Here is a 25,111-nt window from a genome sequence, read left to right on the forward strand (position 1 = left end):
CAGGCCTCACTGCAAACTGTCTTTTAAAATGGTAACGAAACGATAGGCATCTTCAAAAGAATTGTACAAAGGTACCGGCGCTACACGAATGACGTTGGGATGTCTAAAGTCACAGGTTACCCCGGCTGCTTCAATTCGATCGAAAACAGTTTTTCCATCTAGACCATGCAGGTTTACCGTTAAAGATAACTGGCAGCCCGATGCCTGTAGATCAGCTGGCGTTAGAATATTGATTTCATCTGCTAACTCCTGCTCCAAAAGATCACGCAGATAACGAGTTAACTTTAATGACTTGTCGCGCAATGCATGGATACCGCCGGCATCTTTGATGGTATCTAAAGATGCGCGAATGGCAGCTAATGATAGAATCGGTGGATTCGAAAGCTGCCAGGCTTCTGCGCTTTGCATTGGGATAAAGTGGTTTTCCATTTTAAAGCGAGAGTCTTTGTCATGCCCCCACCAACCCGCAAACCGTGGCAGTTCCAGGTTGGTATGATGTTTTTCATGAACAAAGCAACCTGCTACGGAACCCGGTCCGGAATTTAAATACTTGTATGAACACCAGGCAGCAAAATCAACTTCCCAGTCATGCAGTTGCATCGGAATGTTACCTGCGGCATGGGCCAGATCAAAACCAACCATGCAGCCTTTGGCATGACCTGCTTCGGTAATGGCCTTCATATCGAGAACCTGTCCAGTGTAATACTGAACGCCGGGCAGCATGATTAGCGCGATTTCTTCACCATGCAGTTCGATCAGGTTTAAGAGATCTTCCGTGCGTAATGTTTCTTCACCCTCGCGTGGTTTAGCTAACAGCATTGCTTGGTCTGGATCAAAGCCATGAAAGCGAACTTGTGACTCAACCGCATAATGATCAGAAGGAAACGCATGGTCTTCGATTAGAATTTTATTACGAGTTTTAGTGGGGCGATAAAAGCTGACCATCATGAAATGCAGGTTAGCCGTCAGCGAGTTCATGCAAACCACTTCCGAGTTCTTGGCACCGACCAGTTTTGCTGACTCTTCGGTCAGAAACTCGTGATAAGGCATCCAGGGAAAATCACCGGAAAAGTGACCTTTAACCCCCAGCTTTTGCCATTGGCTTAATTCATAGTTGAGGTATTCCTGAGTACGCTTAGGCTGCAAACCCAATGAATTACCACACAAATAAATTTCATCATCGCCATTGTCTTGTTTTGGGATATGAAACTGTTCACGCATTCTATTGAGAGGATCCTGCTGATCCAGCTGGCGTGCATAATCGATTGAATAAATGTTCATAATTTTTGTCTTCTTAATACTTTTGTTTTGCTCACAACCTTACTGGTCTGAACAATCAATTAAGGGGTAAAGAATAGGGCGGCTGGGAGCAGCGTCCAACTCAAATGCTGGTATTTGCAGATTAAGGCAGTAAATACCGTCGTTTATTTCATCAGGTACAAATACCATTTCGGTAATCGTTCTGTCGCAACGGGCTTGTTCTGTTAATTGATGGCTGTCAGCTTCAAGGTTCCAATAAATATGATGGTTGGTTAAATGGCCATCATCATACATCTTATCGACCGAAGGAAAGTCCACCAGCAAGTGTTTAATATTGCTTGCTGCCAATAACTCCATTGCTTCTCGAGTAAAAAATGGAGGCTGGTTTGTTTCATCATAACGACAGGATTTTTTAACTGCATGATTCGGAACACAGCGCACAACGAGACTTTCAATATTGTTTAGGGTCTCGTTGCTGAGAGCTGATTGCAGCAATGACTTGTCGATAACTTTGTCGGTTCCTTCAAGTGAAGGTCGATAGCTATCATTAGTTTCCTCTGCCAATTTGGGTTCGATGCTGATCAGACAGGCGATACTTAAACTGTTGTTGAAAATAGTACCTACTGAAACTGTCTGGTCGCAGATATGGTGAACCGATTCTGTATGCGTGCCATTACAATGCGGTACCAATTGAATTGAGTCTACATTGCAACTGCCACCTTGCGTGGTGTCACCAACAAAGCTTCCCGCCTGTAACGGTTGTCGTGTAGCTGATTCTGCGCCAAAGTGGTTTGGCTGCTTACCATCGAAGTCCAAAGCAATTGCTATCGAGTACGGATGTTCAGTATCCACTGTATAGCGTTTACCCATAAACTCAGTGGTTAAATTGAACTTGCTCATTTAACGAAACGCCCCTTCTCAAGATTTAGCCACTCAAGAGCAGTACCGTGAAGTAAGCGAGCAGAAATCGATTTATCATAATTCATTGACTCGATCAGTTTTCCGGGTTCCAGTTCACCTAATGGGAATGGATAGTCGGTGCCCAAGGCCAATTTATGAGGACCCATCAAATCGACAAGGTATTCAAGCATTTTTTGATCATGCACCAGAGTATCGAGATAGATTTGTTCCAGGTATTTACGAGGGTGGTGAGGGTTATCAACGCGCATCAAATCAGGGCGAACTTCATAGGCATGCTCAATGCGACCCAGAGTCGCAGGGAAACTGCCGCCGCCATGCGCAAAAGCGATACGCAGGTTTGGAAGGCGCTCTAATACACCGCCAAAAATCATAGAACAGATGGCGAGTGAGCTCTCTGCAGGCATGCCGACTAACCATGGCATCCAATATTTCTGCATTTTCTCTTTGCCGACCATATCCCATGGGTGAACAAACACCGCCGCACCTAATTCTTCTGCTGCAGCGAAAACATCAAACAGATTCTCGTCGCTCAAATTCCAGTCATTGATGTGTGATCCGATTTGCACGCCAGCCAGACCAAGCTCCTTAACACAGCGCTCTAATTCCTGAATCGCCAATTTAGGCGACTGCATTGGCAGAGTGCCAAGGCCGACAAAACGGGTAGGGTAACGCTCAACCACTTCAGCAATGTGGTCATTGAGAAAACGTGATAAATCCAGAGTGTCTTCTGGCTTGGCCCAGTAGTTAAACATGATCGGTACAGTAGAGAGTACCTGAACATGCACACCGTGATGATCGCAATCCTTCATACGAACTTCAGGTGACCAACAGTTTTCCTGAACCTCGCGGAAAAATTTTCCATCAACCATCATCCGAGCGCAGTCGCACTTATGATGCTCCAGTTGTACAAAACCGCCGTAACCGTATCGTTCTTTTAAGTCCGGCCAATTTTTTGGAAGGATGTGAGTATGGATATCAATCTTTAAATCAGACATACACTAAAGATCCAGTTTATTTTGTTTGGGCATGACCGTACCACAGTTACTGCAGGTACGATGCTCTTCACTTTCTAAGAAACGCTCAAAGACAGGAATGAAATCTTTTTCAACATTGGTTAGGTGAAAATATTCCTCATATAACTTGGTATCGCAGTTCTCGCAAAACCACATTAAGCCATCGTTTTCATGCTCGAGACGTTTGCGTTCTACAACCAGGCCAATAGAGTTTTCAAAACGAACTGGTGAATGAGGAACTTTCGGTGGCAACAAAAAGATTTCTCCGGCCTTGATTGGATAATTAACACGCTCACCATTTTGAATGGTGCGCAATTCCATCTCGCCCTCTAATTGGTAGAAAAACTCTGGCCCTTCATCATAGTGATAATCGCGACGGCCATTTGGTCCGCCTACGACCATGACAATAAAATCATCCTGCTCAAAAACCTGCTTATTGCAAACCGGTGGTTGTAATAAATGACGGTTCTCATCTATCCATTTCTGAAAGTTAAATGGCGGAACCGGAGTTAAAGTTTGGTCACTCATGGCGATTCTCCTTAATCATCGTAAATAGTCGCGATGCATTTCAATTCAATCGCAATCGGAGTGGGCAGGGAGCTGATTTCGATGGTGGTGCGGCAAGGCTGGTTATCAGCAAAATATTCAGCATAGACTTTGTTATAGGTTTTAAAGTCATCTTTCATGTTGGTGAGAAAGACCTGAACGTCAACCAGTTGATCCCAGCCTGAACCAGACTCCTGCAAAATAGTTCGAACATTTTCAAACACGCTACGACACTGAGTTTCGATACAGTAATCAACAATATTACCGTCATCATCCAGTGTGACACCGGGGATATCTTTGCTGTCTTTTTTACGTGGGCCAACACCTGACAAAAATAGTAGATGGCCAACGCGACGTGCATGGGGGTAGAGACCAACAGGCTCCGGAGCTGACGAAGATACAATTTTCTGACTCATAAAAACCTCAACTTAATATTAGCTAGCTAGACTTATACTAATTTTCAATAGGTTACATCATACGTGCAACGATATAGCTAGAAAAAAATAATGATGTTATTAAACGAAAATACTAGGAAAAACAGGTGCGCGCAATCTGCGCAAGAAAGGAATGCGTATTCAATCGAGGATCCATTTGCAGCCACCTTGGTGGGCAAAGATAAATCCTGATGTTTTTTGGTGAGGGAAATAATGCATGGGCTCTTTTATAGCCGAAAAGGCCTTAATAGGCAAGGCATTGGGCAGGTGATTGTACCTGCCCCGCAGGCCTTCTAATCTCTAAAATTCTTAAACTGAAAGGGCTGGCCTAATTCAGCCTGTCTGACCAGGGCCATAACTTGTTGTAGGTCATCACGTTTTTTCCCGGTGACACGCAACTCTTCACCCTGAATTGCTGCTTGGACTTTTAACTTAGAGTCTTTGATCAGCTTAACAATTTTCTTGGCCACATCTTTCTCGATGCCCTGTTTGAAGCTGGCTGTTTTATAGAAAGTTTTACCAGAGTGAGTGGCATCTTCGCTAATATCCAGTGCATTGGTATCAATATCGCGCTTGACGCAAGCCTTATACAAAATATCGATCATCTGCTCGACCTGGAATTCAGCTTCTGCAGTAATCTTGATGCTATCACCTGTTTGCTCAAAGCTAGCGTCAACACCTCGAAAATCAAAGCGGGTCGAAAGCTCACGATTGGCATTATCGACGGTATTGGTAATCTCGTGTTTATCCACTTCAGAAACAATGTCAAAGGAAGGCATGAGTAATCCTGTCTATGAAATAAAGAATAGCGGCTATTATAAGCGAAAAATATCCCCAATCCAGTTTTGATCCGGTTCAGCTTTGAATGAATGTATGCATGGATTTGTGATCGGCTCTACAACAACAAATAAGCTTCTTCGTTTACCTTGAACCAGCGCATGTGACATTTGTCCGATTATTGTTAATAATCGTCACACACAAACAATATAAAGGGTGTAGGTCATGTCTTTCATAAAACACATAAATCGTAAAACTATGGTTAGCCTGTTGGTTAGCGCAGCTCTGTTGAGTAGTGGTTGCCAACAGGAAGAAGAGCAGCAGGAGCAGGCAAACCAACAGCAGCAGGTTAAAACAGCCGTTTCCAAAGACCAGGCCCATGATCAGGCTGAAGCATCTCCAGAGATGCTGTTTGACAATATCACCACCACTCTATTTGCTGCGCGACCTATGGATGCAACCATGTATGGTGTTAGTCAGGAGGTTGCTGGTGGTTACTATCAGGACAAGTTACCAGATTATTCTCCGGCGGCTGAAAAGGCATTACGCCAGAGCTTGCGCCATTACGCAGATCAGCTTTCAGAGTTAAAGTCAGACACCATCCAGGGCGAAGAGAACCGAAAAGTTGTTATCGATCTGGCTCATTATTATTCAGGCGAAAAGCAGTTTGATATTGGCTTTATTGATGGCTGGATGGGGCACTCTCCCTTTATTGTCAGCCAGATTAATGGGCCGGCAATTGATGTTCCCAATCTGTTGCAAAACAATCACCCCATTAAGAATGAGCAGAATGCAAAAGACTATATTGCCAGAATGGCGCAATTTGGTGACATGATAGAAAGTGTAAAATCTAAGGTGCTGGCTGACGCAGATAAAGGCTGGATTCCACCTAAAGTCATCATCAAAGGAGCGCTGAACTTTCTTAATGGGTTCATTGCTGTTGAACCGGAGCAACATGCACTGGTGACTAACTTGCAGAACAAGTTGGATAAGCTTGATCTCACAGCTGAGCAAAAAGAAAAGATGATGTTTGATGCGGTCAGCATCACTAAAACGACAATTTACCCTGCTTACAAAAATCTTGCCATGGTTATGGAAGACTTGCTGGAAAAGGCACCTGAAGAGTCAGGTATTTGGGCGCAACCTAACGGTGCGGAGTTTTATCGTTATGCAGTCAGTGAGCTGGGTAACACGGATCTGACACCTGAGCAAGTGCATCAGATTGGTCTTGATGAGGTTGAACGAATTACTGCTGAAATGGATGCAATCCTTAAATCAGAAGGATACGACAAGGGCACGGTTGGCGAACGGATGGCTGCGCTTAATGAAGAGGAGCGTTTCATTTATGAAGATTCAGACGAGGGCCGCCAGAAGCTGTTGGATGATCTCAATGGTATGCTTGCTGATATTAATGAAGTGATGCCAACGCGTTTCGCAACCATACCTCCCTATGATGTAGAAATTCGTCGTATCCCCGTTGAGCGACAGGATGGTGCCCCAGGAGGCCAATATACCCCGCCGCCGTTAGATGGTTCTGAGCCTGGGATTTATTGGATTAACCTTAAAGATATGAAGGCCAATCCTAAGTTTGATTTAAAGACACTGACTTACCATGAAGCCAATCCAGGGCATCATTGGCAGATAGCGCTGAACATGGCGCAAGAAAGTTTGCCGCTCATTCGCCGAATCGCTCCATACAATGCATATGTAGAAGGTTGGGCTTTGTACTCAGAGTTAGTGGCTTGGGAAATGGGCATGTATAAAGATGACCCATATGGTGATCTGGGGCGCTTGAAAGCTGAGCTTTTCCGTGCGGTAAGACTGGTTGTTGATACAGGTCTACACCACAAAAAGTGGACTCGTGAACAGGCCATTCAATACATGGCTGAGAAAACGGGCACAGCTCAATCGAGCGTAATTTCAGAAATTGAACGCTACATGGTTTGGCCCGGTCAGGCATTGGGTTACAAACTGGGTATGCTGAACATTGTAGACCAGCGTGAAAGAGCGAAGGAAGAACTTGGCGAAGCATTCGACATCAAAGAGTTCCATGATCTGGTATTACTAGGTGGCGCAGTTCCCATGTCGGTGCTCAATGATAAAATTGATGCATGGATTGAAAGTAAGAAATCGAAGTATTGATATTAGTGTTGCTAAAATAGGTAGGGGCGAGCCAATGTGCTCGCCTTTTTTTGTTCTAAAATTATTTCAAGAAAATTCATGAGCGATAAACTCAGAGCAAATCAGCCGTTCTGCTGTAAGCAATTTCTCACAATTGCACCCGCAATCGCTGAAAACATATCAAAAATCCAATGCAAATATGAAAATCAATAAGTTACAGATTTTGGTATATTGTCAAGACCTGCAAAATTCATAATATAACTCCTGCTTATATGGAATAAGCGATCAATCAACAAGGAGTAAGTTTTATGAAACAAAACCACTTAATGACAAAAAAAAGTGCAGTGCTGGGCGCAGTTCTTTCTGCTCTAACATTTGCATCACTACCCACCATAGCATCAATGAATGATTCAAAAGGAATTGAGTCACTCGCAAAAGAAGCTCAACACATTGTTCAAGGAAAAGTGGTCAACATTGACTACAAGGACTCTGTGGAAGGTATTCCTCACACCTTCGTGACTTATCAAATCGAGGATGATTTCCAGGGGCGCCAAAACGGTCGCCAGGTCACCTTACGCTTTATCGGTGGCATCAAAAAAGTCAGCGATACTCAATATGATGTACTAGAAGTATCGAATGTTCCTGAGTTCAATCTTGGTGAAGAGAATATTTTGATGCTAGCTGAAAAAGATGATGGTCAATGTCCATTGGTTCGCTGTTCAGAAGGCTTCTTTAAAGTGAAAAGTGGAGAAGTCTTTACTGAAAGCGGTAAACCTGTACAGATCGGCAAGGCTGCTGAAAAAGCGCAACGTCCAGTTATGATGGATGATGAGCAAGGCGAGATTGCCGGTAAAACATTGCCAGCGCAAGCTCAAGCAAAAGGCGCTTCAGTTCAGCAATTTAAGAAAGCTGTTCAGTCTGCGATGAAAGGTAAGCCAGCTAAAGAAATCAAGAGCGCAAATATTGCTCAACGATTCTCGGCTGCAATGCCAGTTGCAATGCCGGCACCGGCTGTTCCTGCGCGAGCTAAGCAGTCTGACCAAGTCATCATTGACGATGTTGACCACCAATAATTTTGACTTCACGGAGGAAGTACAATGAAGAAATTAATTTTAATCTCTAGCGTAATCGCTGCGTCATTTCTAGGTATGAAAGCTGAAGCAGCAACTTTAGACACCTCATGTAATGGTGTATATAAAAAATGGAACACTAACAACGTAACATTTCGCGCCAGCTCAGTGGGCTTTCCAGCAGGCAATGACTACCGTACAGCGTTAGGTCATGTCATTACTCAGTTCAATAAGAACCCAAGTAAGATCCGCTTTTCGATGCAGTATGATGATCCTTCTGTGGGCATGAACAATGGTCAGAATGAAGTCTGGTGGTCAAGCAGTATCAGCGCACCGGCAGTGGCTTATACCTGGAGTTCGTGCAGCTGGTTCTTTGGCTGGACCAATAAAATTACGGAAGCAGACATAGTGTTCAAAAACACCGTAAATTATATTCCTGGTGTAGAGTACGGTATTCGAGCACGAGCTGAAAACCTGATTCCTTATGGTGGCTCTTCGCGCCCCTTCAAAACCACTGCGTTACATGAGTTTGGCCATGGCGCTGGCTTAGGTCATGAAAATGGTCGTTACAGCATCATGGGGCAGGACTGGGATCACATTCATCGTAACTATGTGTATGCCTTAGCTTACATGGGCGAAGATGCTAACTATGGTCTACGTCAGTTGTATGGCAACAATGCAGGTAACGTTCAGGACGTCGGTGTGGTTCACTGGAAATACAGTGGTGCCAGTGGTGCATATAGCTCACACATCCGCACTAAGTTGTATAACACTTCCGGTGTTGAACTGCCCTACACAACCGTCAATGGCGAGCGTCGTTACAATGTCAGCAAAGGACAGCAGGTTCGTATGGAGTTAACCTATGAAAATAATGGTGAATCCGGTCAGGCACCAACAATTTACTATTATGTTTCAACCAATAACTTCATTAGTACCGCTGACACTCTGATTGCCAGTACGTCATTCGCGCTTCAACCAGAAGGTAGTGTCTATACTTCAACTAGAACGGTAACCATTCCTTCAACGTTGAACTCTGGTCAAAACTACTTCTTAGGTGCTCTGTTAGATCCGAATAACACCATCGCGGAAGTCGAAGAAAGCAATAACGCAACCTACATTCCGATTCGCGTGAATTGATAGGTGGTTAAATAATAAAGGGCGGCCCAATGTGGCCGTCCTTTTTATGTAAAAAAGGGCAGACACATAGATCTGCCCCTACCAAAAAGATCCTTAACAGGATTAATTTCACCTCAATATTTTGTCATTCCGGCCTTCGAGCCGGAATCTGCTTTTGGTTGTAGGGTGGGCCTAGGCCCACTAAAAAGAAAAGACCCTGGATTACAAAATACATCCCAGTATTTTGCCCTTGGGGCTGGCTTCGCCATTCAAAATCGTTCCAGACGATTTTGTCTCCGCTTGGAGGCTGGAGTGACAAGCTTTTGGGTAATGAGTTATCTACAGATTTCGTCATCCCGCGGCTTTGACTGCGGGATCCAGTGACTTTTAAAAAGGGATAGTTAATTAGCTAAAAGGAAAAGTATTAACTACCCGTACTTCACACAGACATTCTTAGCTTCGGTAAAAAAGCGTAATGCTTCCAACCCACCTTCGCGTCCGACTCCTGAACTTTTGACGCCACCGAAGGGGGTACGCAAATCGCGCAGTAACCAGCAGTTAATCCAAACAATGCCTGCTTCAATTTCTTTGGCCACTCGATGGGCACGTTTCAGATCATTGGTCCAGACACTGGACGCTAAACCGTACTCAGTGCCATTGGCGAGCATGATTGCTTCATCGTCAGTATCAAATGGCATGATGGTACAGATAGGGCCAAAAATTTCTTCCTGATTGGTACGACAGTGGTTGGTCAGGCCTTCAATCACGGTAGGCTCAACAAAGTATCCATTTTCGCAACGACCTTCGATAGTGACCTGATTACCACCCGTTAAAACGGTACCGCCTTCTTCCTGTGCCAATTCTATGTAGGACAATACTTTATCCATGTGTGGCTTAGAGACAAGCGCACCGTGCTGAGTGTCGGCATCCAATGGATCACCAATCTTAATCTGCTTCACTTTCTCGACAAAAGCCTGCTTAAACTTATCGTAAATAGGGCGTTCAATATAAATTCGAGAACCACACAAACAAATCTGACCCTGATTCGAGAATGCGGCACGAACGACATTGTTGACTGTATCTTCAAAATCACAATCGGCAAACACCAAGGTCGGATTTTTACCACCCAGTTCCAGCGATAGTTTCTTGAACATGCCCGCAGTCACCTTGGTAATCTGGGCACCGGTTGCGGTACCGCCGGTAAAGCTGATGGCTTTGATTTTCGGATGTGTGGTCAACGGGCCGCCAATGCTTGGGCCAGTACCATGCAGAATATTCAAAACACCATCCGGCAAACCTGCCTCGATGCACAATTTGGAAAACAGGAAAGCTGTCATCGGAGTAATTTCCGAAGGCTTGGCAATAACCGCGTTACCGCTGGCTAACGCTGGCGCAATTTTCCAAGTGAAAAGATACAGTGGTAAGTTCCAAGGAGAAATACAACCTACCACACCAATCGGATCACGCAGCGTATAGTTGATGGCGACATCTTCCATGGCGTGACTTTCGCTGGCGAACTGAGTAATGGCCTGGGCGAAGAAACGGATGTTGGCCGAGGCTCGATAAATATCAACATTCTTGGCCAAAGTAATCGGCTTGCCGTTATCAATCGCTTCCGCTTCCGCCAGCATATCGGCATTGGCATCGATGATGTCAGCAAGACGACACAGAATCTTCGCGCGCTTTTCTGGTGACGTATTGGCCCAGCCTTTCTGCGCATGTTCAGCGGCAACCACTGCCTGTTCTAAATCATGCTCATCCGAGTTAGGGATTTTGCTATAGACCTGACCAGTGGCCGGTTCGACATTATCAATGTATTGACCGGCAAACGGATCGAGCAGTTGGCCATTAACGTAGTTCTTGATGATTTGCATAGTGGTTCTCTAGTGCTGATTACAGACAGCTGGTGCGTCCGCCATCAACGGGCAAATTGATACCGGTGATATAAGCCGCTGCAGGAGAAGCTAAAAAGGCAACTGCATTGGCGAATTCTTCCGGCTCGCCAAAACGACGCATTGGTATAATCGACTTTTCTTCTTCTTCCATCTCCTCGATGGAAACGCCTTGTTTCTTAGCCTTGTTCTGGATAATCGCTTCCAGGCGAACGGTATTGGTCGCTCCCGGCAATACATTATTAACCGTGATATTAAACTGACCCAGCTCATTGGCTAAGGTCTTTGCCCAGTTTGCTACCGCGCCGCGTACCGTGTTCGACACACCAAGACCGTGTAGCGGTTGCTTAACCGAAGTCGAAATCACATTAATAATACGACCGTAATTCGCTTCTTTCATGCCCGGCGTTAATAGTTTCATCAGCTCATGGTTACAGATCAGATGCTGATTAAAAGCCGCCAGGAAATCTTCCGTTTCAGCTGAGTTAGCTGGACCCGGCGCAGGACCGCCAGTATTATTGACCAGAATTTCTACCAGACGGCCGCTTTTCAAAAATTCAAAGACCGTCGCTTTAACCTGCTCAGGATAGGCAAAATCCGCCACCAGAACTACGTGCTTCTGACCTTTGGATTTATCCAAACCCTCGAGAACCGCCTCAAGCTTCGCCTTATTACGCGCCAGAAGAATCACCGACGCACCCTGCGACGCCAACTGCTCAGCAATCGCCTTGCCCATGCCCTGACTGGAGCCACAGACCAAAGCATTCTTACCCGTTAAATCTAAATTCATCATAGGAAATCATCGAAATCTGTAAAAAGAAGCATTTAAGCATATTTCATCGGGGATTTTAATCGGTTTGGTGGACTCAAATGAACTTCAATAATGCCAAGTATTGGAGATTGCAATTAATAGCAAGCTAATTATTATGAAATATAAGGAACAGGTACTTAATGTCTAAGGGGTGTTTATGTTGGTGTGTGATAAGTGTAGTGCGGGAATAATTGAAGGTTCAAAGTTCTGCCCTCAGTGCGGAGACCCTGTGACTGATGCTGACAGAGTTAATATTCCAGTTGTAGAGAATAATATCGCAAATGTTGAAATTGCTTTTGGATATAGTTCATCCCAGAATTTCAGCAAGGCAGTTAATATTAGTAAAAATATTCCATCTTACTCTGTAAAAGGAGATGGAAAATCCGCAACACATAGTGTCGTATTACCAATAACTGAAGTGGATCTAATTATTAATTTATATGACTTAGTAGGCGGATGGAAATCATCAAAAATGTTGATCAATGGACACACAGCAACTAAAAAAGATCTTACATATTATGGTGTTGGATGCTTTAGAAGCAGGCTGAAGGCCTACAATCCTCAACAGTATTGTTTTGGAGAGAGGGACTATGAGGTTAATATTTGGGGCTGTAAAAGACTAAACATGCCAGTCTATGAATGGGGAGGTGGGTGGCTTGATTATGGTGAATTTGATAAATCAGGTGTTTGGCATATTGATAAAGATCGAATCAAAGATGAACTAGAGTCAGCGATAAAGGAAAATGAACTTTGTCCAATCCTTAGTCGGAAAAGAGTTCTTGAAACTTTGGAGAAGTTGCCAAAAACAATTGATCCAAGGGAAGATAACAACTGGGAGTATAGGACTAATTATGAAGAAATAAATGGGACATTTAAAGAAGTGGCCATAGGCATAAAACCAAATATAAAAAATATAAATAGATTTGTCATTGGGGATTATGAACCAAACTGGGTAGAAAATTTTCAGGATGGTGAAGTAGAGAGTGTTGGAAGGATTAGAATAGATTTGGATTCAAAAGATAATAAAGAGGGAGACAGGAAAAAAAATAAAAGTGATCTTTATGGAAGTATCGTATTTACAATAATTTTATTCATAGCAATTTTTATGCTCTTATGATTAGTGAAGTTAATTAACTTAGCCTCTGTCGCGACGCACACTGCAATTAATTACTTATTAATAACTGTTGAGCTAAAAAAATCCCGCATTGCTGCGGGATTTTTTAATGGGCTTACAGTAATGCTTTTCGCATGGCACTCAAGGTCAGGTCGAGCTCTTTTTCGCCATGGGCGGCGGAGACGAAACCTGCTTCGAATGCCGAAGGTGCCAGGTAGATATGCTGGTTTAGCATGTCATGATAGAACTTCTTAAAGCGCTCTAGATCACCGTTGGCTACTTGCTGATAACTGGTCACGGTTTCGGCGTCGTTGAAGAAGAAGCCAAACATGGAGCCAACATGGTTGGTGGTGAATGGGATGCCTGCTTCATGAGCAATTGAGCGCATACCATCGACCAGCTGTTCGGTGTAGTCGAATAGAGGTTGGTAGAAACCGGGCTTTGATAATTCGTTCAAAGCGGCCAGACCTGCGGCCATGGCCACTGGGTTACCGGAAAGGGTACCTGCCTGATAGACAGGACCGAGCGGTGCCAGCTGTTCAAAGATTTCGCGTTTACCACCAAAGGCACCGACTGGCATACCGCCGCCGATCACCTTACCTAAACAGGTCATGTCTGGTGTGATATTGTAATAGCCTTGCGCGCCATCCACGCCCATTCTGAATCCGGTCATCACTTCATCGAAAATCAGCACAGCACCGTGTTGGTCACACAGTTCGCGTAGGCCTTCGAGGAAACCTGGAACCGGCGGAATGCAGTTCATGTTACCAGCAATCGGTTCGACAATAATACAGGCCACGTCATCGCCAAATTCAGACAGTAGCGCCTTAACGCTATCTAGATTATTAAACTCAGCGGTTAGCGTGTGTTTGGCAAAATCCGCTGGCACACCCGGTGAAGTTGGTTCACCAAGAGTTAATGCGCCCGAACCTGCTTTAACCAACAGGCAGTCGGCATGGCCGTGATAGCAGCCTTCAAATTTGATGATTTTGTCGCGACGGGTGTAACCACGCGCCAGACGAATGGCGCTCATGGTCGCTTCGGTGCCTGAGTTAACCATGCGCACCATTTCAATGGATGGAATCAATTCGCAGATCTTCTCCGCCATTTCGGCTTCGACTTCTGTCGGTGCACCATAGCTCAAACCTTTTTCAGCGGCTTTAATCACCGCTTCTAAAATCGCCGGGTGGTTATGGCCGAGAATCATCGGGCCCCATGAGCCGACGTAATCAACGTAATGCTTACCTTCAGCTGAAGTGAAGTAAGCACCGTTTGCAGATTTGAAGAAAATCGGAGTGCCACCAACGCCGTTGAAGGCACGAACAGGAGAGTTTACGCCACCAGGGATGTGCTGCTTGGCGCGATTAAAAAGTTGATCTGATGTGGTCATAAAAATTCCGATAAATAAGAGATAAAAATAAAAAGATTAAAGCTTGTTGGAGTGCCAGGTAACCGGCGCTTCATGTTGGCTGAGTTTGTCTTCAACACCCAGCACTAATGCGAATAGTGCCATGCGGACTTTGACGCCAAAATAGGCCTGACGGAAAATCGCTAGATTCGGATTATCATTCATGTCATCGCTCAACTCATTGGCTTCCGGACGCGAGTCACGCGGCAGCGGATGCATGATGATGGTGTTCGGATCGCAGAACTGCTCGTAGGCGGACTGGTTGAGGCGGTATTTGCCGCGATACAGATCCGCTTCACGTTGTGACTCAAAGCGTTCTTCCTGAATGCGGGTTTGATACACCACATCCTGACCTTGCAGTCCTTCTTCAAGGCTTTCAGTGATGGTGAAACGATGATTGTGTTTATCGCATACTGCCAAGACCTTATCTGGCATGGCCAAGGCATTAGGCGCGACAAAGGTAAAGTCCACATTCGGGAAGACGCACAGCAATTGAGTCAGCGAATGAACCGTGCGGCCGTTTTTCAGGTCGCCCATCATGGCGATACGCAGGTTTTCGGTGCCTTTTTGAATGCGGTTCAGCTCATTGAAGATGGTGTAGATATCCAATAGCGCCTGAGTCGGGTGCTCATTCGGACCGTCGCCGCCATTGATCACGGGAATTTTACTGCCTGCTGCAAACTCAGCTACCGAGCCGGCCTGCGGATGGCGCATGGCTACCACGTCAGCGTAAGTCGAGAGTACCTGCGCGGTGTCGTATAACGATTCGCCTTTGGCTAAAGAAGAGGTAGACATGCCAACGGTTTCACGAACATGGCCGCCCAGCAGATTAAAGGCAGTACCGAAGCTGATACGGGTACGAGTGCTAGGCTCGAAGAACATGTTAGCGAGGACAGCACCATCCAGAACGCGACAGCTCTTTTCGCGTGCCACGTATGGGTGCATTAAATCCGCTACCTGAAGAATTCGCTCAACCGCGTCGCGGTCTAATTGGTCAATGGAGAGAATGTGTTGTCCCTGAAAAACCATGCGTGCACCCAAATGTTTGTTATGACTTTTAAGTTGGCGCAATTCTAACATGAAGTTACCCAATTGGTGTATCTTTGACCGTTTTCGGTAGCCCTTGGCTAGCATTTCGGCGCAAAATGCTTACAATGTGGGCCTGAAAAGCCCATACAGACAATAGATTCGAGAGGTTTAGCTGGTGGAATATAGAAAATACCGTTGCCTGGTGTGTGATTTTGTATACGACGAAGAGTTAGGCTGGGAAGAAGACGGCATCGCGCCTGGCACCCGTTGGGAAGATGTGCCAGAAGACTGGTACTGCCCAGATTGCGGCGTAGGCAAAGAAGATTTTGAATTGATGACCGACGAGTTTAAGAAAAGTCTATAAGTCATTCTTTGTTGATAAAGATTGTAAGAAAAGCCTCCATTGTGAGGCTTTTTTTGTGGGTGAAAAATTTAGTGAACGATGTAAGGTGCCGGCCTTTGCTTGTTCGTCGCAAAGTTAATAATAGCCGTTGTATCTGAGTAATTAACAATATTAATTTCTAACTGCTTTAATTCTTGGACGATTTCATTAAAAGCTTTTTTGGTAAGGCCTTTCTCTTGAGGACCTTCAATAGGCAAGAGTATATCATCTGGTTTTAAAACATCTTCTTTCAAAAGCCACTTTATTTTGTTGAACCATAATTCACCATGCTCAATTATTTGAGTGGTTTTTTTCTCTGTAAATGCAAGAGGCTTAATAGCTTTAAAATGCTTTTCTTCTAACTCGGCAACTAAAGGTAGTCTTACATTACGTAGCTGTGTTGTTAATAGCTTCTCAGTGTAATTAATACCGATGTTTTTAGATTTGAACTCTTGTTTTATGGTTTTTACCATAATTTGCTCTCGGTACTCTTTAGTGAGGAAGTTTCGACCTACATATCTATCATATAATTTATTAAGTAATAACTTCGGATTATCTGTCCCAACAATCTTTATGTTGCCATATCTAACGACAGATTCACGTAAGCGGGTAACCTCATCAAAGAATTGCTCGTTTCGCTTTTGACCTAGAGAATAGAAGAAATTCTGAATATGCAATAATTCAGTTTCTAGCATGTCTAATGTGTACTTGAAGACTTTGCCTTCTAAGTCTTCAAAGAAATTTGTGACCCTAGAAAACTTCTTTGGTGCTATTTTGAAGTCGAAGTAGTTGTTTTTTGGACAAAACACCACTATCCCCACGTTGGCAAACTCTTCAGTTTCTGCATAGGGTTGGAATTTAATTACGGCATACTTGCAAGCGTATCTCATTGTAATGCCTCCCAAAATTGATTGTCTTCAAAGTATTCTAAGTTTGCTCTAATCGTGTCAAGTAAAGAGGAGGTTACAGTACTACAACTAAACCACTCCTGAGGTATATTATTTAAAATATCATCTAAATGCGTCAAAGCGCTACGCATTTTAGCTTTTAACTCTTCAATTACAAGTAAATCCATTTGTTCTTGGAACCAGTGATTTCTACCAATATGCTCGGACTTGAAGTCCTCAAGGTTGAATTCTGGGTCAAAGGCATGATTATGGTCAAAAACTATTAGGCTTTGATTGGAAAGGTCGACTAGAAGATTGGGGTTGCCTCCGTGACTAGTAAACTTACGGTCTTCATTTTTAATCCAATAATCAAATATAAATATATCTCTAAGCTGATCAGCGCGCATTGATGCCAAAAGCGTATGGTTTATTTCTTGGGTAAAAGGGATGTATTTTGAGGCAAACGCCGGTCCAACTCCCATTTCTATTATTAAGTCAGTATCACCACTAATGAGATATTCTGGAACATCAATAATTTCAAATTCGGGTATTGGAAGGTCTAGCTTCTTTCCTAAGTGACCAGCAATCCATTCGCATATCCTACCTTTCCCATTGGCGCTTGCTCCCTTTACAACATATTCTTCTTGGTTGTCAGCTTGGCAAAGGTAAGGTTTTGTATAACCCTGCTCCATTTGTTTTATTATTTCAACAACTTCTAACAACGGGCATCCTTAATATAAAGATTAAACTGTAAATAAAGCTATCACTTATAGTTAAACCTTACAAGATAGTAATCTTCCCAATTGACTATCATGCCATTTGCTTAAAGTTACCAATGCAATTATTGCGCCGAGCAGGCACCACCACATATCGGACTGGGTATCCCAGACATAACCTTGAGTGCCGAGGAAGGCTTCGGCGGCCTGATCTGATAGCAGGGCGACCCACCATTCGATCAGTTCGTAAAAGGCACTGAAGCCAAGACAAAAACTGATGATGAAAAAGTTTCTCCATTTAGCGCTATTAAAGACATTGAGTCGTATGACAAGCTCTCGCGCAATCATGGCTGGTACAAACCCTTGCACAAAATGCCCCAGCTTATCGTAGTTATTGCGTTCCCAGCCGAACCATTCCTTCATATCGTCGAAAAGGGGCACTTCAGCATAGGTGTAGTGACCTCCGACAATCAGTATGATGCTGTGAATTAAAATTAAAACATAGAGTAAAGGCGTTAGCGGAAATTGTTTATAGGTGATAGCCAGCGCGATAAAACCGATAACTGCTGGCGCGACTTCAAGCATCCAGGTCACTCGATCCTTGGGGCCTATCCCTGACCAAATGAGAACGGCCATGAAGATGGCAATCCAGATGCTGATCGCTACTTTATTTTTCTGCATGGCCGGTTCCTTCCTTAATCGCTTTTCTTGTCTTCGGTATTGGTATCGAAGTCTTTCGCATCAAGACGTTCATGCAGCTGTTCGTGCGGTTCACCCCAGGTGCGATTGACCATACGCCCACGCTTTACCGCATCGCGTTTAGCGATATCTTTGGCCCAGCGCATTACGTGTTTGTAGGTATCCGCCTGCAAAAACTCGGCAGCTTCATAGACTTCATTCAAAACAAGGCAACCGTACCAGGGCCAGATCGCCATATCGGCAATAGTATATTCATCACCGCAAATGTAAGTATTATTAGCCAGACGTTTATCTAACACATCTAACTGACGTTTAGCTTCCATAGTGAAACGGTCAATACAGTATTCAATCTTAATCGGCGCGTATTTATAGAAGTGACCAAAGCCGCCACCCAGATAGGGAGCGCTACCCACTTGCCAGAACAGCCATGACAAAAGCTCAGCGCGTTGTTCGGGTTTGCTCGGTAGGAAAGCATCAAATTTTTCAGCCAGATATAAAAGAATCGCACCTGATTCAAAAATTCGAGTAGGCGGGTTGGTGCTGTGATCGACCATTGCCGGAATTTTGGAATTAGGGTTAACCTGCACAAAACCGCTGCTGAACTGATCCCCTTCGCTGATATCGATCAAGTAGGCATCATACTCGGCTTCTTTTATGCCTTTGGCGAGGAGTTCCTCAAGCATAATGGTAACTTTAACCCCATTAGGGGTGGCTAAAGAATAGAGTTGCAAGGGGTGTTTACCAACGGGTAAATCCTTGGCGTGAGTAGGGCCTGATATGGGACGGTTAATCTTGGCGAATTTGCCGCCACTTTCTTTTTCCCATTGCCAGACTTTGGGTGGGGTATAGTCGGAAGTATTGCTCATAGTATGCTCCAGACAATATTTATAAGTATTTGTGTAAAGCTAGCATAATGCCACTCTCATATCATTAACACCATTCAAGTCCTTGAAATAATGGATATGCGTGTCAGTCATGGTATAAAAGATAAAAATTATGGAATAAATTCGTTAACTCCTCGTTAAACCATTGAGAACTACAACAAGAGGGTAAAGTCATTGTCGCAGGAATTGATTGATTACAGTCGAAAAGCCCTGATTTTTGCGGTGCAGCTGTTGGGTAGCCAAAGCGATGCGGAGGACGTGGTACAGGCTAGTGTGGAAAAGGCTTTGGCTCATCCGAAAGCACCCAAAGGCGGTATCGATTTGCAGAAGTGGCTTTACCGCGTCGTGCGTAATGCTGCGATTGATCGCATTCGACAGCTGTCGCGAGAAGATGAGCTGGATACTGATCAACAAATTACTTCTAATCAATCTCCGGAAAGGCAGCTTGAGCAATTGCAAATTAAAACCCGATTGATGCAGGCGCTCAGTGCATTGCCGGTCATGCAGCGTGAATTAATTGTACTGCGCGATTATCACGGCAATAGCTATGAAGACATCGCGGAAATTCTGGCGATCCCGGCGGGCACCGTGATGTCGAGATTACATCGGGCACGAATGGCGTTACGCGAACTTTTGAAAAACGAATTGAACGAGGTGAATCATGAATCTGTGTGATAAAACCCAGGAACTTATCAGCGGTTATATCGATCATGAATTGAACCAGCAGGATCGACAACAGGTGCGCGTGCATCTTGAAACATGCGACCAATGCCGAGCCGTCTATGACGATTTATTGGCGATTAAGCAGGAGATGGGTAACTTGCAGTACCCTGAATGCGAAGAGGCACAATTGGACAAAATTATGAAAGAACCCGTAGCAAATGGTATGGCGATAATTGGCTGGTTTATTTTAATTTTAGGCTTTGCCGGTTTTATGGTGTGGCAGTTGTTTACCTTCTACACTGAGCCGTCAGTGCCATTCTGGCTAAAAGCAGGTGTCTTTTTGATTGAGGCGGGCGTGTTGCTACTGTTAGGTAGTGTGTTGCGCCAACGATTGATCGCATTAAAAACAGATAAATACAAAAACGTAAAATTTTAAAAGAAGGATAAGACTATGAGTAATATCGACGTTTATACACTAGAGCAGGTGCCAGGCTATAAAGTGACTAAAGTTATTGGTTTGGCGCGTGGAAACTCAGTACGCACTCGCCATGTGGGCAAAGACATTATGGCAGGACTTCGTAACCTAGTAGGCGGTGAAGTGCAGGAGTATACCAAGCTGATGGCTGAGAGCCGTGAACAGGCGATTGATCGCATGTGTGATGAAGCCAGGATATTGGGTGCTAATGCAGTAATCGGCGTTCGCTTTGAAACCTCCATGATCGCCAGTATGGCCGCGGAATTGTTGGCTTTTGGTACTGCGGTAGTGATGGAGAAGGAATAAACTATAGCCGGAAGGTATCAATCAATAACAAAACTCTATGTAACATTTCTGCGTTAAGTTCATCTAACTCATTGTGTACTAAAAGCTACTTAGAACTTTGACTAAATTTTCATTAGCTGTTGTGCATACTAAATCCATCCCAGAACAATGGTGTGAGTTAGATGAAAAATATTTTAATATTTATTATCACGGTGCTGGTCGTTGCTGGACTGGCTTTTGTGATGATGCGAGCTCAATCGGCAAGCTTATCCAAGCAGCCTTTTATTGATAAGGAAAAACCTGCAAACCTTGAGCAGGATATGCCTGCGACCAAGCAGGTGGATACTATTGTGTTGGGTGAAGGTTGCTTCTGGGGCGCGGAGAAGCGGCTGGAAGCATTACCGGGTGTGATCGATGCAGAAGTTGGCTATGCAGATGGTCGTGGTCATGAGCCAACGTATGCAGAAATCACCAAGGCTAAACATAAATTCAATCCCGATAATTATGCCGAAGTGGTGAAGGTAACGTTTAATCCTCAGCAAATCAGCTTAGAGACTATTATTAAGGATTATTTTGAATCACATGATCCCACTCAGTTAAATCGTCAGGGCAATGATGTTGGGACTCAGTATCGTTCTACGATTCTAACAAACAGTCCTGAGCAGGAAAAAATTGCCAATAGATTAAAAGATGAGTTTCAAGTACTGATGAGCAAAGCAGGTTACGGTAAAATCGTTACTGTCATTAAACCTCTTGATAAGTTTCATCCCGCCGAAGACTATCATCAGGATTATCTACGGAAAAATCCCAATGGATATTGCCCGGACTTTTCAACGGGCGTGACATTTGATAGCAAACCCGAAAGCGAGAAAATCGATAATTCAGCGCTACTTACTGGTAAGCAGATTGTGATTGTCGATTCGCAGGATTACTGCCCTTATTGCGAGAAGTTCAAAAAAGACGTGGCCAATGATTATCAAGGCACTATTCCGATGACGTTTCGTTATGCTTCGCAATTAGATGGGCTTGAGATCAAAACGCCAACTTGGGCAACGCCCACTATTCTGTTTCTGGAAAACGGTAAAGAAGTGCTGGGTTACCAGGGCTATTTATCGGCTAAAGAGTTCTACAAGGCGCTTGGTTATTTCAAGCTAGGTGATTCGGAAGCTTTTAATGTGGCATTCCAGAAAGGAACGGATGGGCGCTTTTGTAAGGAGTATGAGATCTTTAAGAACACCCCGGATGGAGTGTTTGTGGATAAGCTTAGTGGGCAGCCGCTTTTCGATACTCGTGATCGCTTCAATTCAGGCACGGGCTGGTTATCCTTCACCAAGCCGGTTGATGGCTCTGTGACCTATCATGAAGACAATAGTTTTGGTATGCAACGAACCGAGATTCGTTCCGCATCCACTGGCATTCACTTGGGTCATGTATTTAATGATGGACCAAATGGCAAGCCACGTTACTGCATTAATGCCACAGTTCTTGAGTTTGTACCCAGAGCTAATCTGTAATAGCTGTTAACAGATTTGGTCATAATTACGCAGGATTTTGTCTGATTAATTCGGTAGTATCATCCTATTAGCGTGGGGGATAGCTACCGAAATGAATAAGTTCAAACATTTTATACACGAGTTCTTTGTCTTTGGCTTGAAGCAGGCATATGCCTGTATGTTTGGCGGTTTTCTACTGGCAGTAATGCTGCTGACCAAATACTGGTATCCCATCGAAGGCCTGCATCGTTACGACTTCATATTTCTGGCTGCTATTGCTTTTCAGCTTTTCATGCTGGCCTTTAAGCTGGAAACCTGGAAGGAGGCCTTGGTCATCATCGTCTTTCACCTGGTGGCAACGGTGATGGAGCTTTTCAAAACCTCTGATGCCATACAATCGTGGCACTATCCTGAAGAATTTATTTTTGGTATCGCCAATGTGCCGCTATTTACCGGCTTTATGTACAGTGCGGTGGGTAGCTATCTAGCCCGTGTATGGCGAATCTTTGATTTTCGTTACACTAATTATCCACCGAAATGGACAACGGTTATTTTGGTAACGGCAGTCTACATTAACTTCTTTAGCCATCATTATTGGTATGACTTGCGCTGGATTATATTGGCTATGACCTTTTATCTTTTCTTAACGACTCAGATCCATTTCAAAGTCATTAAAACCCATCGCAAAATGCCGCTGTTATTTGGCTGGTTCCTGGTCGCACTGTTCATATGGTTTGCTGAAAATATCGCGACCTATGCCAACATCTGGCTGTATCCAAATCAAAAAGGAGCCTGGGAAATGGTGCCACTTGCCAAGCTGTCTTCATGGTATCTATTGATGCTGTTGAGTTTTGTCTTGGTGACTTTGGTGAATCGTATAAAACAATCGTTATCTAAAACGGTTTCACAATCGCCAGAATTAGAGCCCCTAGCAGAATCAGAACCGGCAGTTCGTTAAACACGCGAAAATATGTGTGGCTTTTATTGCAGGTGCCATCGGCAAATTGCTTTTGGTACATGCCACAGATGAAGTGATAAATGATCAATAAGACGATCAGTGTCATCTTGGCATGGAACCAGCCCGAGCTCATGTAGTAGCTCCAGTTGTAGGAAGCGAGCCAGAGTCCAAAAATAACGGTTAGAACCATGAAGGGAGTAATAAACCGATACAGCTTGCCTGCCATGATATTGAGTTGATTGAAGGCGCCATCATTTTCAGTCATTGCCAGATTGACGAAAATTCTAGGAAGATAAAAAATTCCTGCAAACCAGGCGACCATAAAAAAGATATGAAATGTTTTAATCCACAGCATGCGTTAAGCCTTAAGGTTTATGTGTATAAACGTATTGGTCGGTAATCATATCGCGAGTGATAACGCCATAAATACGCTCTTGCCCATCGTGTGTGATCCGGTATACATATGCGGCTGACATTTTTGCCTGCTCCATCTTATCGAAGGCTTCCTCCAATGTGGCCTGAAGGTTGACCGAAACCAAATCCTGACGATTGGCTGGTATTTTTAACAGATTAATTACTTTGCGTTTTTGTTCTGCGTCAGGTTTTGGAGTTTCTTCCCGCTGTTTTTCTTCTCGTTCCATCATATAGCGAACCAGGTCACTGGCCACCATCAACGAAGTCACATGTTCATCTTCCATAACCAGAACCCAGCGTGGCTTGTCTTTGAGTGCTACCTGAATTTCGTCTGGTGTTGAACGGAAGTTAAGGGTTGTCATACTGCGAGACATTACACCTGCAACACCGATACTGCGTAATACCTGCTTGATAGGGCTGACGCGCAAGTCGAGGCCACGGTCGGTCATTTGGGTTTCCCAGAATGACTGTTGCTTGAACAGCTGCGTTACCACCAGGTTGCCGATAACGATTGAGAACATGCCTGGGAAAATAATGTTGGGGTTATTGGTCAGTTCCAATAATGCCATTAAGGCCGCTAGTGGCGCCTGAAGAACTGCGCCCATAACCGTAGCCATCCCGATCATGGCGTAAAAGCCGGTGTAACTGGCGTGGTCTGGGAATAATTCTCCGCCAATGTTGCCCATGACACCGCCGAGCATGGCGCCCATGAAAAGGGCAGGGCCAATGACACCGCCCGGTAGCGATAACCCGGAACAGATAATCGTGGCTATGATTTTTCCTACTAGCGCCAATACAAGGATTGTTAACGCTAATTCACCCTGTAGGGCACTGTTTACCGAGTCATAGCCAATACCCATGACCTGCGGAATGCCTATTGCGATTATGCCGACACTGGTTCCTGCGACAGTTGTCTTGAGCCAAACAGGCCATTCGCGCGATACCTGCCTGACTTTTCGGGTGGCTATAATGAAGATGCTGGCTAACACGCCACCAGCAAAACCTACTAACAGGAAGTAGGGCATTTCCCACAGAGACTGAATATCAAGCTTCGAAGGTACATCAAACGAAGCGCCGTCACCAAATACTAGCCGAGTTAAAATCGCGCCCGCAACTGATGCCAGAATAATGGGGATAAAGCTGGCTACCGCGTATTCCATAATGATGATTTCCATGGCGAAAATCACCCCGGCGAGCGGTGTATTAAAGTTTGCAGATATAGCAGCAGCGCACCCGCAACCAACCAGAATACGCGTGCTGTTATTAGGCAGTTTGAGTTTTTGCCCAACCCAACTGGCGGAGGCGGACCCTAAGTGAATACCGGGGCCTTCACGACCAACTGATTGGCCTGAAGCAATAGTCAGTCCACCCAATGCGAATTGGACGAAGGCATTTTTCGGTGGCAGGTGTCCCTGGTGGTAAGCCATTCGTTCAAGAACGTGCGACACACCTACCTGCCGATTTTCTGGCTTCAATTGTTGAAGGAGTAAACCCACGATGAGGCCACCAATGGTGGGTAGTAACAGTCGATATAACCAGTCCATGGTTTCGTAATCGGTTTTAGTGTCGGGATCGGTTGCCCAGAGAACTAAAGAACTCTCGGTGAAGAGTCGGAACAGGATGTTAGAGCCACCAGCCAGAAGACCGCAGATCAAACCAATAACCGCCATAAGGGCTAATGCGTCAAAGCCCCCAAGTCGTAATCGTAAGCGGTCGATCAATGTCATTGGCGTTGTGAAATTG

The 25,111-nt window shown here is 44.6% G+C and carries 26 protein-coding genes; 10 read left to right on the forward strand and 16 right to left on the reverse strand.

Annotated features, from left to right (window positions below; all coding sequences use genetic code 11):
• Nucleotides 1-6: 6 nt before the first annotated feature.
• The 6 genes from kynU to CW740_RS01650 all read right to left on the reverse strand — a co-directional run bounded on the left by kynU (nt 7) and on the right by CW740_RS01650 (nt 4,953).
• On the reverse strand, nt 7-1,281 hold the full coding sequence (kynU, locus tag CW740_RS01625; protein ID WP_188459667.1) for a kynureninase: 1,275 nt from the start codon (nt 1,279-1,281) through the stop codon (nt 7-9).
• Nucleotides 1,282-1,320: 39 nt separating this feature from the next.
• Nucleotides 1,321-2,160 carry a cyclase family protein gene (locus CW740_RS01630; RefSeq protein WP_106645919.1) on the reverse strand — a complete coding sequence of 280 codons (840 nt, stop codon included), beginning with the start codon at nt 2,158-2,160 and terminating at the stop codon, nt 1,321-1,323.
• On the reverse strand, nt 2,157-3,176 hold the full coding sequence (locus CW740_RS01635; protein ID WP_106645920.1) for an amidohydrolase family protein: 1,020 nt from the start codon (nt 3,174-3,176) through the stop codon (nt 2,157-2,159). The genes CW740_RS01630 and CW740_RS01635 overlap by 4 nt, the downstream gene beginning before the upstream one ends.
• A 3-nt stretch (nt 3,177-3,179) precedes the next feature.
• Nucleotides 3,180-3,722, reverse strand: coding sequence for a 3-hydroxyanthranilate 3,4-dioxygenase (locus CW740_RS01640; RefSeq protein WP_106645921.1), 543 nt, complete (start codon nt 3,720-3,722; stop codon nt 3,180-3,182).
• Nucleotides 3,723-3,733: 11 nt separating this feature from the next.
• Entirely contained in the window at nt 3,734-4,156 is a 423-nt protein-coding gene (locus CW740_RS01645; RefSeq protein ID WP_106645922.1) for a RidA family protein, read from the reverse strand.
• 311 nt (nt 4,157-4,467) lie between these two features.
• Nucleotides 4,468-4,953 (reverse strand): YajQ family cyclic di-GMP-binding protein, encoded by a 486-nt coding sequence (locus CW740_RS01650; RefSeq protein WP_018623289.1) that lies wholly within the window; start codon nt 4,951-4,953, stop codon nt 4,468-4,470.
• Between the two features lie 223 nt (nt 4,954-5,176).
• Here CW740_RS01650 and CW740_RS01655 point away from each other — a divergent pair, with 223 nt between their 5' ends.
• The 3 genes from CW740_RS01655 to CW740_RS01665 all read left to right on the forward strand — a co-directional run bounded on the left by CW740_RS01655 (nt 5,177) and on the right by CW740_RS01665 (nt 9,279).
• On the forward strand, nt 5,177-7,093 hold the full coding sequence (locus tag CW740_RS01655) for a DUF885 domain-containing protein (protein ID WP_106645923.1): 1,917 nt from the start codon (nt 5,177-5,179) through the stop codon (nt 7,091-7,093).
• 287 nt (nt 7,094-7,380) lie between these two features.
• On the forward strand, nt 7,381-8,145 hold the full coding sequence (locus tag CW740_RS01660) for a hypothetical protein (protein WP_106645924.1): 765 nt from the start codon (nt 7,381-7,383) through the stop codon (nt 8,143-8,145).
• A gap of 24 nt (nt 8,146-8,169) precedes the next feature.
• The gene (locus CW740_RS01665; RefSeq protein ID WP_106645925.1) at nt 8,170-9,279 is read left to right on the forward strand and encodes a CARDB domain-containing protein; all 1,110 of its coding nucleotides are present in this window, start codon (nt 8,170-8,172) and stop codon (nt 9,277-9,279) included.
• 407 nt (nt 9,280-9,686) lie between these two features.
• Here the strand turns inward: CW740_RS01665 and CW740_RS01675 are convergent, their stop codons facing one another.
• Together CW740_RS01675 and CW740_RS01680 are read right to left on the reverse strand one after the other, a co-directional pair.
• The gene (locus CW740_RS01675) at nt 9,687-11,132 is read right to left on the reverse strand and encodes an aldehyde dehydrogenase (protein ID WP_106645927.1); all 1,446 of its coding nucleotides are present in this window, start codon (nt 11,130-11,132) and stop codon (nt 9,687-9,689) included.
• A gap of 19 nt (nt 11,133-11,151) precedes the next feature.
• Nucleotides 11,152-11,943: an SDR family oxidoreductase gene (locus CW740_RS01680; RefSeq protein WP_106645928.1), complete on the reverse strand. Its 792-nt coding sequence runs from the start codon at nt 11,941-11,943 to the stop codon at nt 11,152-11,154.
• A 247-nt stretch (nt 11,944-12,190) separates the two neighbouring features.
• On the opposite strand from CW740_RS01680, the gene CW740_RS01685 reads away from it, so the two are divergent.
• The gene (locus tag CW740_RS01685) at nt 12,191-13,078 is read left to right on the forward strand and encodes a zinc ribbon domain-containing protein (RefSeq protein WP_227523880.1); all 888 of its coding nucleotides are present in this window, start codon (nt 12,191-12,193) and stop codon (nt 13,076-13,078) included.
• 112 nt (nt 13,079-13,190) lie between these two features.
• Here CW740_RS01685 and hemL read toward each other — a convergent pair whose 3' ends face one another.
• Complete coding sequence (hemL, locus tag CW740_RS01690) at nt 13,191-14,465, reverse strand: glutamate-1-semialdehyde 2,1-aminomutase (protein WP_106645930.1); 1,275 nt, start codon at nt 14,463-14,465, stop codon at nt 13,191-13,193.
• A 36-nt stretch (nt 14,466-14,501) separates the two neighbouring features.
• Complete coding sequence (locus CW740_RS01695) at nt 14,502-15,563, reverse strand: aspartate carbamoyltransferase (RefSeq protein WP_106645931.1); 1,062 nt, start codon at nt 15,561-15,563, stop codon at nt 14,502-14,504.
• Between the two features lie 124 nt (nt 15,564-15,687).
• Here CW740_RS01695 and CW740_RS01700 point away from each other — a divergent pair, with 124 nt between their 5' ends.
• Nucleotides 15,688-15,876, forward strand: a complete 189-nt coding sequence (locus CW740_RS01700) for a rubredoxin (protein WP_012800329.1) — start codon at nt 15,688-15,690, stop codon at nt 15,874-15,876.
• Between the two features lie 68 nt (nt 15,877-15,944).
• On the opposite strand, the gene CW740_RS01705 is transcribed toward CW740_RS01700, so the two are convergent.
• The 4 genes from CW740_RS01705 to yghU are packed head-to-tail and all read right to left on the reverse strand — an operon-like array spanning nt 15,945 to nt 19,062.
• Nucleotides 15,945-16,784, reverse strand: coding sequence for a DUF3037 domain-containing protein (locus CW740_RS01705; protein ID WP_106645932.1), 840 nt, complete (start codon nt 16,782-16,784; stop codon nt 15,945-15,947).
• Complete coding sequence (locus CW740_RS01710; RefSeq protein WP_106645933.1) at nt 16,781-17,503, reverse strand: HipA family kinase; 723 nt, start codon at nt 17,501-17,503, stop codon at nt 16,781-16,783. Before CW740_RS01710 ends, CW740_RS01705 begins: the two co-directional genes overlap by 4 nt.
• 51 nt (nt 17,504-17,554) lie before the next feature.
• Nucleotides 17,555-18,178 (reverse strand): DUF2238 domain-containing protein, encoded by a 624-nt coding sequence (locus tag CW740_RS01715; protein WP_106645934.1) that lies wholly within the window; start codon nt 18,176-18,178, stop codon nt 17,555-17,557.
• Between the two features lie 14 nt (nt 18,179-18,192).
• Nucleotides 18,193-19,062 carry a glutathione-dependent disulfide-bond oxidoreductase gene (gene yghU / locus CW740_RS01720; protein ID WP_106645935.1) on the reverse strand — a complete coding sequence of 290 codons (870 nt, stop codon included), beginning with the start codon at nt 19,060-19,062 and terminating at the stop codon, nt 18,193-18,195.
• Nucleotides 19,063-19,254: 192 nt separating this feature from the next.
• On the opposite strand from yghU, the gene CW740_RS01725 reads away from it, so the two are divergent.
• From CW740_RS01725 to CW740_RS01745, 5 genes are all read left to right on the forward strand, one after another.
• Nucleotides 19,255-19,755 carry an RNA polymerase sigma factor gene (locus tag CW740_RS01725; protein ID WP_106645936.1) on the forward strand — a complete coding sequence of 167 codons (501 nt, stop codon included), beginning with the start codon at nt 19,255-19,257 and terminating at the stop codon, nt 19,753-19,755.
• Nucleotides 19,742-20,179, forward strand: a complete 438-nt coding sequence (locus tag CW740_RS01730; protein WP_106645937.1) for an anti-sigma factor family protein — start codon at nt 19,742-19,744, stop codon at nt 20,177-20,179. The genes CW740_RS01725 and CW740_RS01730 overlap by 14 nt, the downstream gene beginning before the upstream one ends.
• 15 nt (nt 20,180-20,194) lie before the next feature.
• Nucleotides 20,195-20,524, forward strand: coding sequence for a YbjQ family protein (locus CW740_RS01735; RefSeq protein ID WP_106645938.1), 330 nt, complete (start codon nt 20,195-20,197; stop codon nt 20,522-20,524).
• Nucleotides 20,525-20,685: 161 nt separating this feature from the next.
• Nucleotides 20,686-22,017: a peptide-methionine (S)-S-oxide reductase MsrA gene (gene msrA, locus CW740_RS01740; protein ID WP_106645939.1), complete on the forward strand. Its 1,332-nt coding sequence runs from the start codon at nt 20,686-20,688 to the stop codon at nt 22,015-22,017.
• Nucleotides 22,018-22,108: 91 nt separating this feature from the next.
• Nucleotides 22,109-22,954 carry a DUF817 domain-containing protein gene (locus tag CW740_RS01745; protein WP_106645940.1) on the forward strand — a complete coding sequence of 282 codons (846 nt, stop codon included), beginning with the start codon at nt 22,109-22,111 and terminating at the stop codon, nt 22,952-22,954.
• Here CW740_RS01745 and CW740_RS01750 read toward each other — a convergent pair.
• Both CW740_RS01750 and CW740_RS01755 read right to left on the reverse strand, forming a co-directional pair.
• Nucleotides 22,890-23,309, reverse strand: a complete 420-nt coding sequence (locus tag CW740_RS01750; protein ID WP_106645941.1) for a CopD family protein — start codon at nt 23,307-23,309, stop codon at nt 22,890-22,892. The two genes, CW740_RS01745 and CW740_RS01750, sit on opposite strands and share 65 nt — an antisense overlap.
• A gap of 10 nt (nt 23,310-23,319) precedes the next feature.
• On the reverse strand, nt 23,320-25,095 hold the full coding sequence (locus CW740_RS01755) for a chloride channel protein (protein WP_106645942.1): 1,776 nt from the start codon (nt 25,093-25,095) through the stop codon (nt 23,320-23,322).
• Nucleotides 25,096-25,111 lie beyond the last annotated feature (16 nt).

It is taken from the genome of Kangiella profundi (assembly GCF_002838765.1).
In the GTDB taxonomy this organism is placed as follows: Bacteria; Pseudomonadota; Gammaproteobacteria; order Enterobacterales; family Kangiellaceae; genus Kangiella; species Kangiella profundi.

What these genes read in the sequence shown, in the direction of transcription:
- kynU (WP_188459667.1), bottom strand. Translation starts at nt 1,281, where the DNA reads ATGAACATTTATTCAATCGATTATGCACGCCAGCTGGATCAGCAGGAT.
- CW740_RS01630 (WP_106645919.1), bottom strand. Translation starts at nt 2,160, where the DNA reads ATGAGCAAGTTCAATTTAACCACTGAGTTTATGGGTAAACGCTATACA.
- CW740_RS01635 (WP_106645920.1), bottom strand. Translation starts at nt 3,176, where the DNA reads ATGTCTGATTTAAAGATTGATATCCATACTCACATCCTTCCAAAAAAT.
- CW740_RS01640 (WP_106645921.1), bottom strand. Translation starts at nt 3,722, where the DNA reads ATGAGTGACCAAACTTTAACTCCGGTTCCGCCATTTAACTTTCAGAAA.
- CW740_RS01645 (WP_106645922.1), bottom strand. Translation starts at nt 4,156, where the DNA reads ATGAGTCAGAAAATTGTATCTTCGTCAGCTCCGGAGCCTGTTGGTCTC.
- CW740_RS01650 (WP_018623289.1), bottom strand. Translation starts at nt 4,953, where the DNA reads ATGCCTTCCTTTGACATTGTTTCTGAAGTGGATAAACACGAGATTACC.
- CW740_RS01655 (WP_106645923.1), top strand. Translation starts at nt 5,177, where the DNA reads ATGTCTTTCATAAAACACATAAATCGTAAAACTATGGTTAGCCTGTTG.
- CW740_RS01660 (WP_106645924.1), top strand. Translation starts at nt 7,381, where the DNA reads ATGAAACAAAACCACTTAATGACAAAAAAAAGTGCAGTGCTGGGCGCA.
- CW740_RS01665 (WP_106645925.1), top strand. Translation starts at nt 8,170, where the DNA reads ATGAAGAAATTAATTTTAATCTCTAGCGTAATCGCTGCGTCATTTCTA.
- CW740_RS01675 (WP_106645927.1), bottom strand. Translation starts at nt 11,132, where the DNA reads ATGCAAATCATCAAGAACTACGTTAATGGCCAACTGCTCGATCCGTTT.
- CW740_RS01680 (WP_106645928.1), bottom strand. Translation starts at nt 11,943, where the DNA reads ATGATGAATTTAGATTTAACGGGTAAGAATGCTTTGGTCTGTGGCTCC.
- hemL (WP_106645930.1), bottom strand. Translation starts at nt 14,465, where the DNA reads ATGACCACATCAGATCAACTTTTTAATCGCGCCAAGCAGCACATCCCT.
- CW740_RS01695 (WP_106645931.1), bottom strand. Translation starts at nt 15,563, where the DNA reads ATGTTAGAATTGCGCCAACTTAAAAGTCATAACAAACATTTGGGTGCA.
- CW740_RS01705 (WP_106645932.1), bottom strand. Translation starts at nt 16,784, where the DNA reads ATGAGATACGCTTGCAAGTATGCCGTAATTAAATTCCAACCCTATGCA.
- CW740_RS01715 (WP_106645934.1), bottom strand. Translation starts at nt 18,178, where the DNA reads ATGCAGAAAAATAAAGTAGCGATCAGCATCTGGATTGCCATCTTCATG.
- yghU (WP_106645935.1), bottom strand. Translation starts at nt 19,062, where the DNA reads ATGAGCAATACTTCCGACTATACCCCACCCAAAGTCTGGCAATGGGAA.
- CW740_RS01730 (WP_106645937.1), top strand. Translation starts at nt 19,742, where the DNA reads ATGAATCTGTGTGATAAAACCCAGGAACTTATCAGCGGTTATATCGAT.
- CW740_RS01735 (WP_106645938.1), top strand. Translation starts at nt 20,195, where the DNA reads ATGAGTAATATCGACGTTTATACACTAGAGCAGGTGCCAGGCTATAAA.
- msrA (WP_106645939.1), top strand. Translation starts at nt 20,686, where the DNA reads ATGAAAAATATTTTAATATTTATTATCACGGTGCTGGTCGTTGCTGGA.
- CW740_RS01745 (WP_106645940.1), top strand. Translation starts at nt 22,109, where the DNA reads ATGAATAAGTTCAAACATTTTATACACGAGTTCTTTGTCTTTGGCTTG.
- CW740_RS01750 (WP_106645941.1), bottom strand. Translation starts at nt 23,309, where the DNA reads ATGCTGTGGATTAAAACATTTCATATCTTTTTTATGGTCGCCTGGTTT.
- CW740_RS01755 (WP_106645942.1), bottom strand. Translation starts at nt 25,095, where the DNA reads ATGACATTGATCGACCGCTTACGATTACGACTTGGGGGCTTTGACGCA.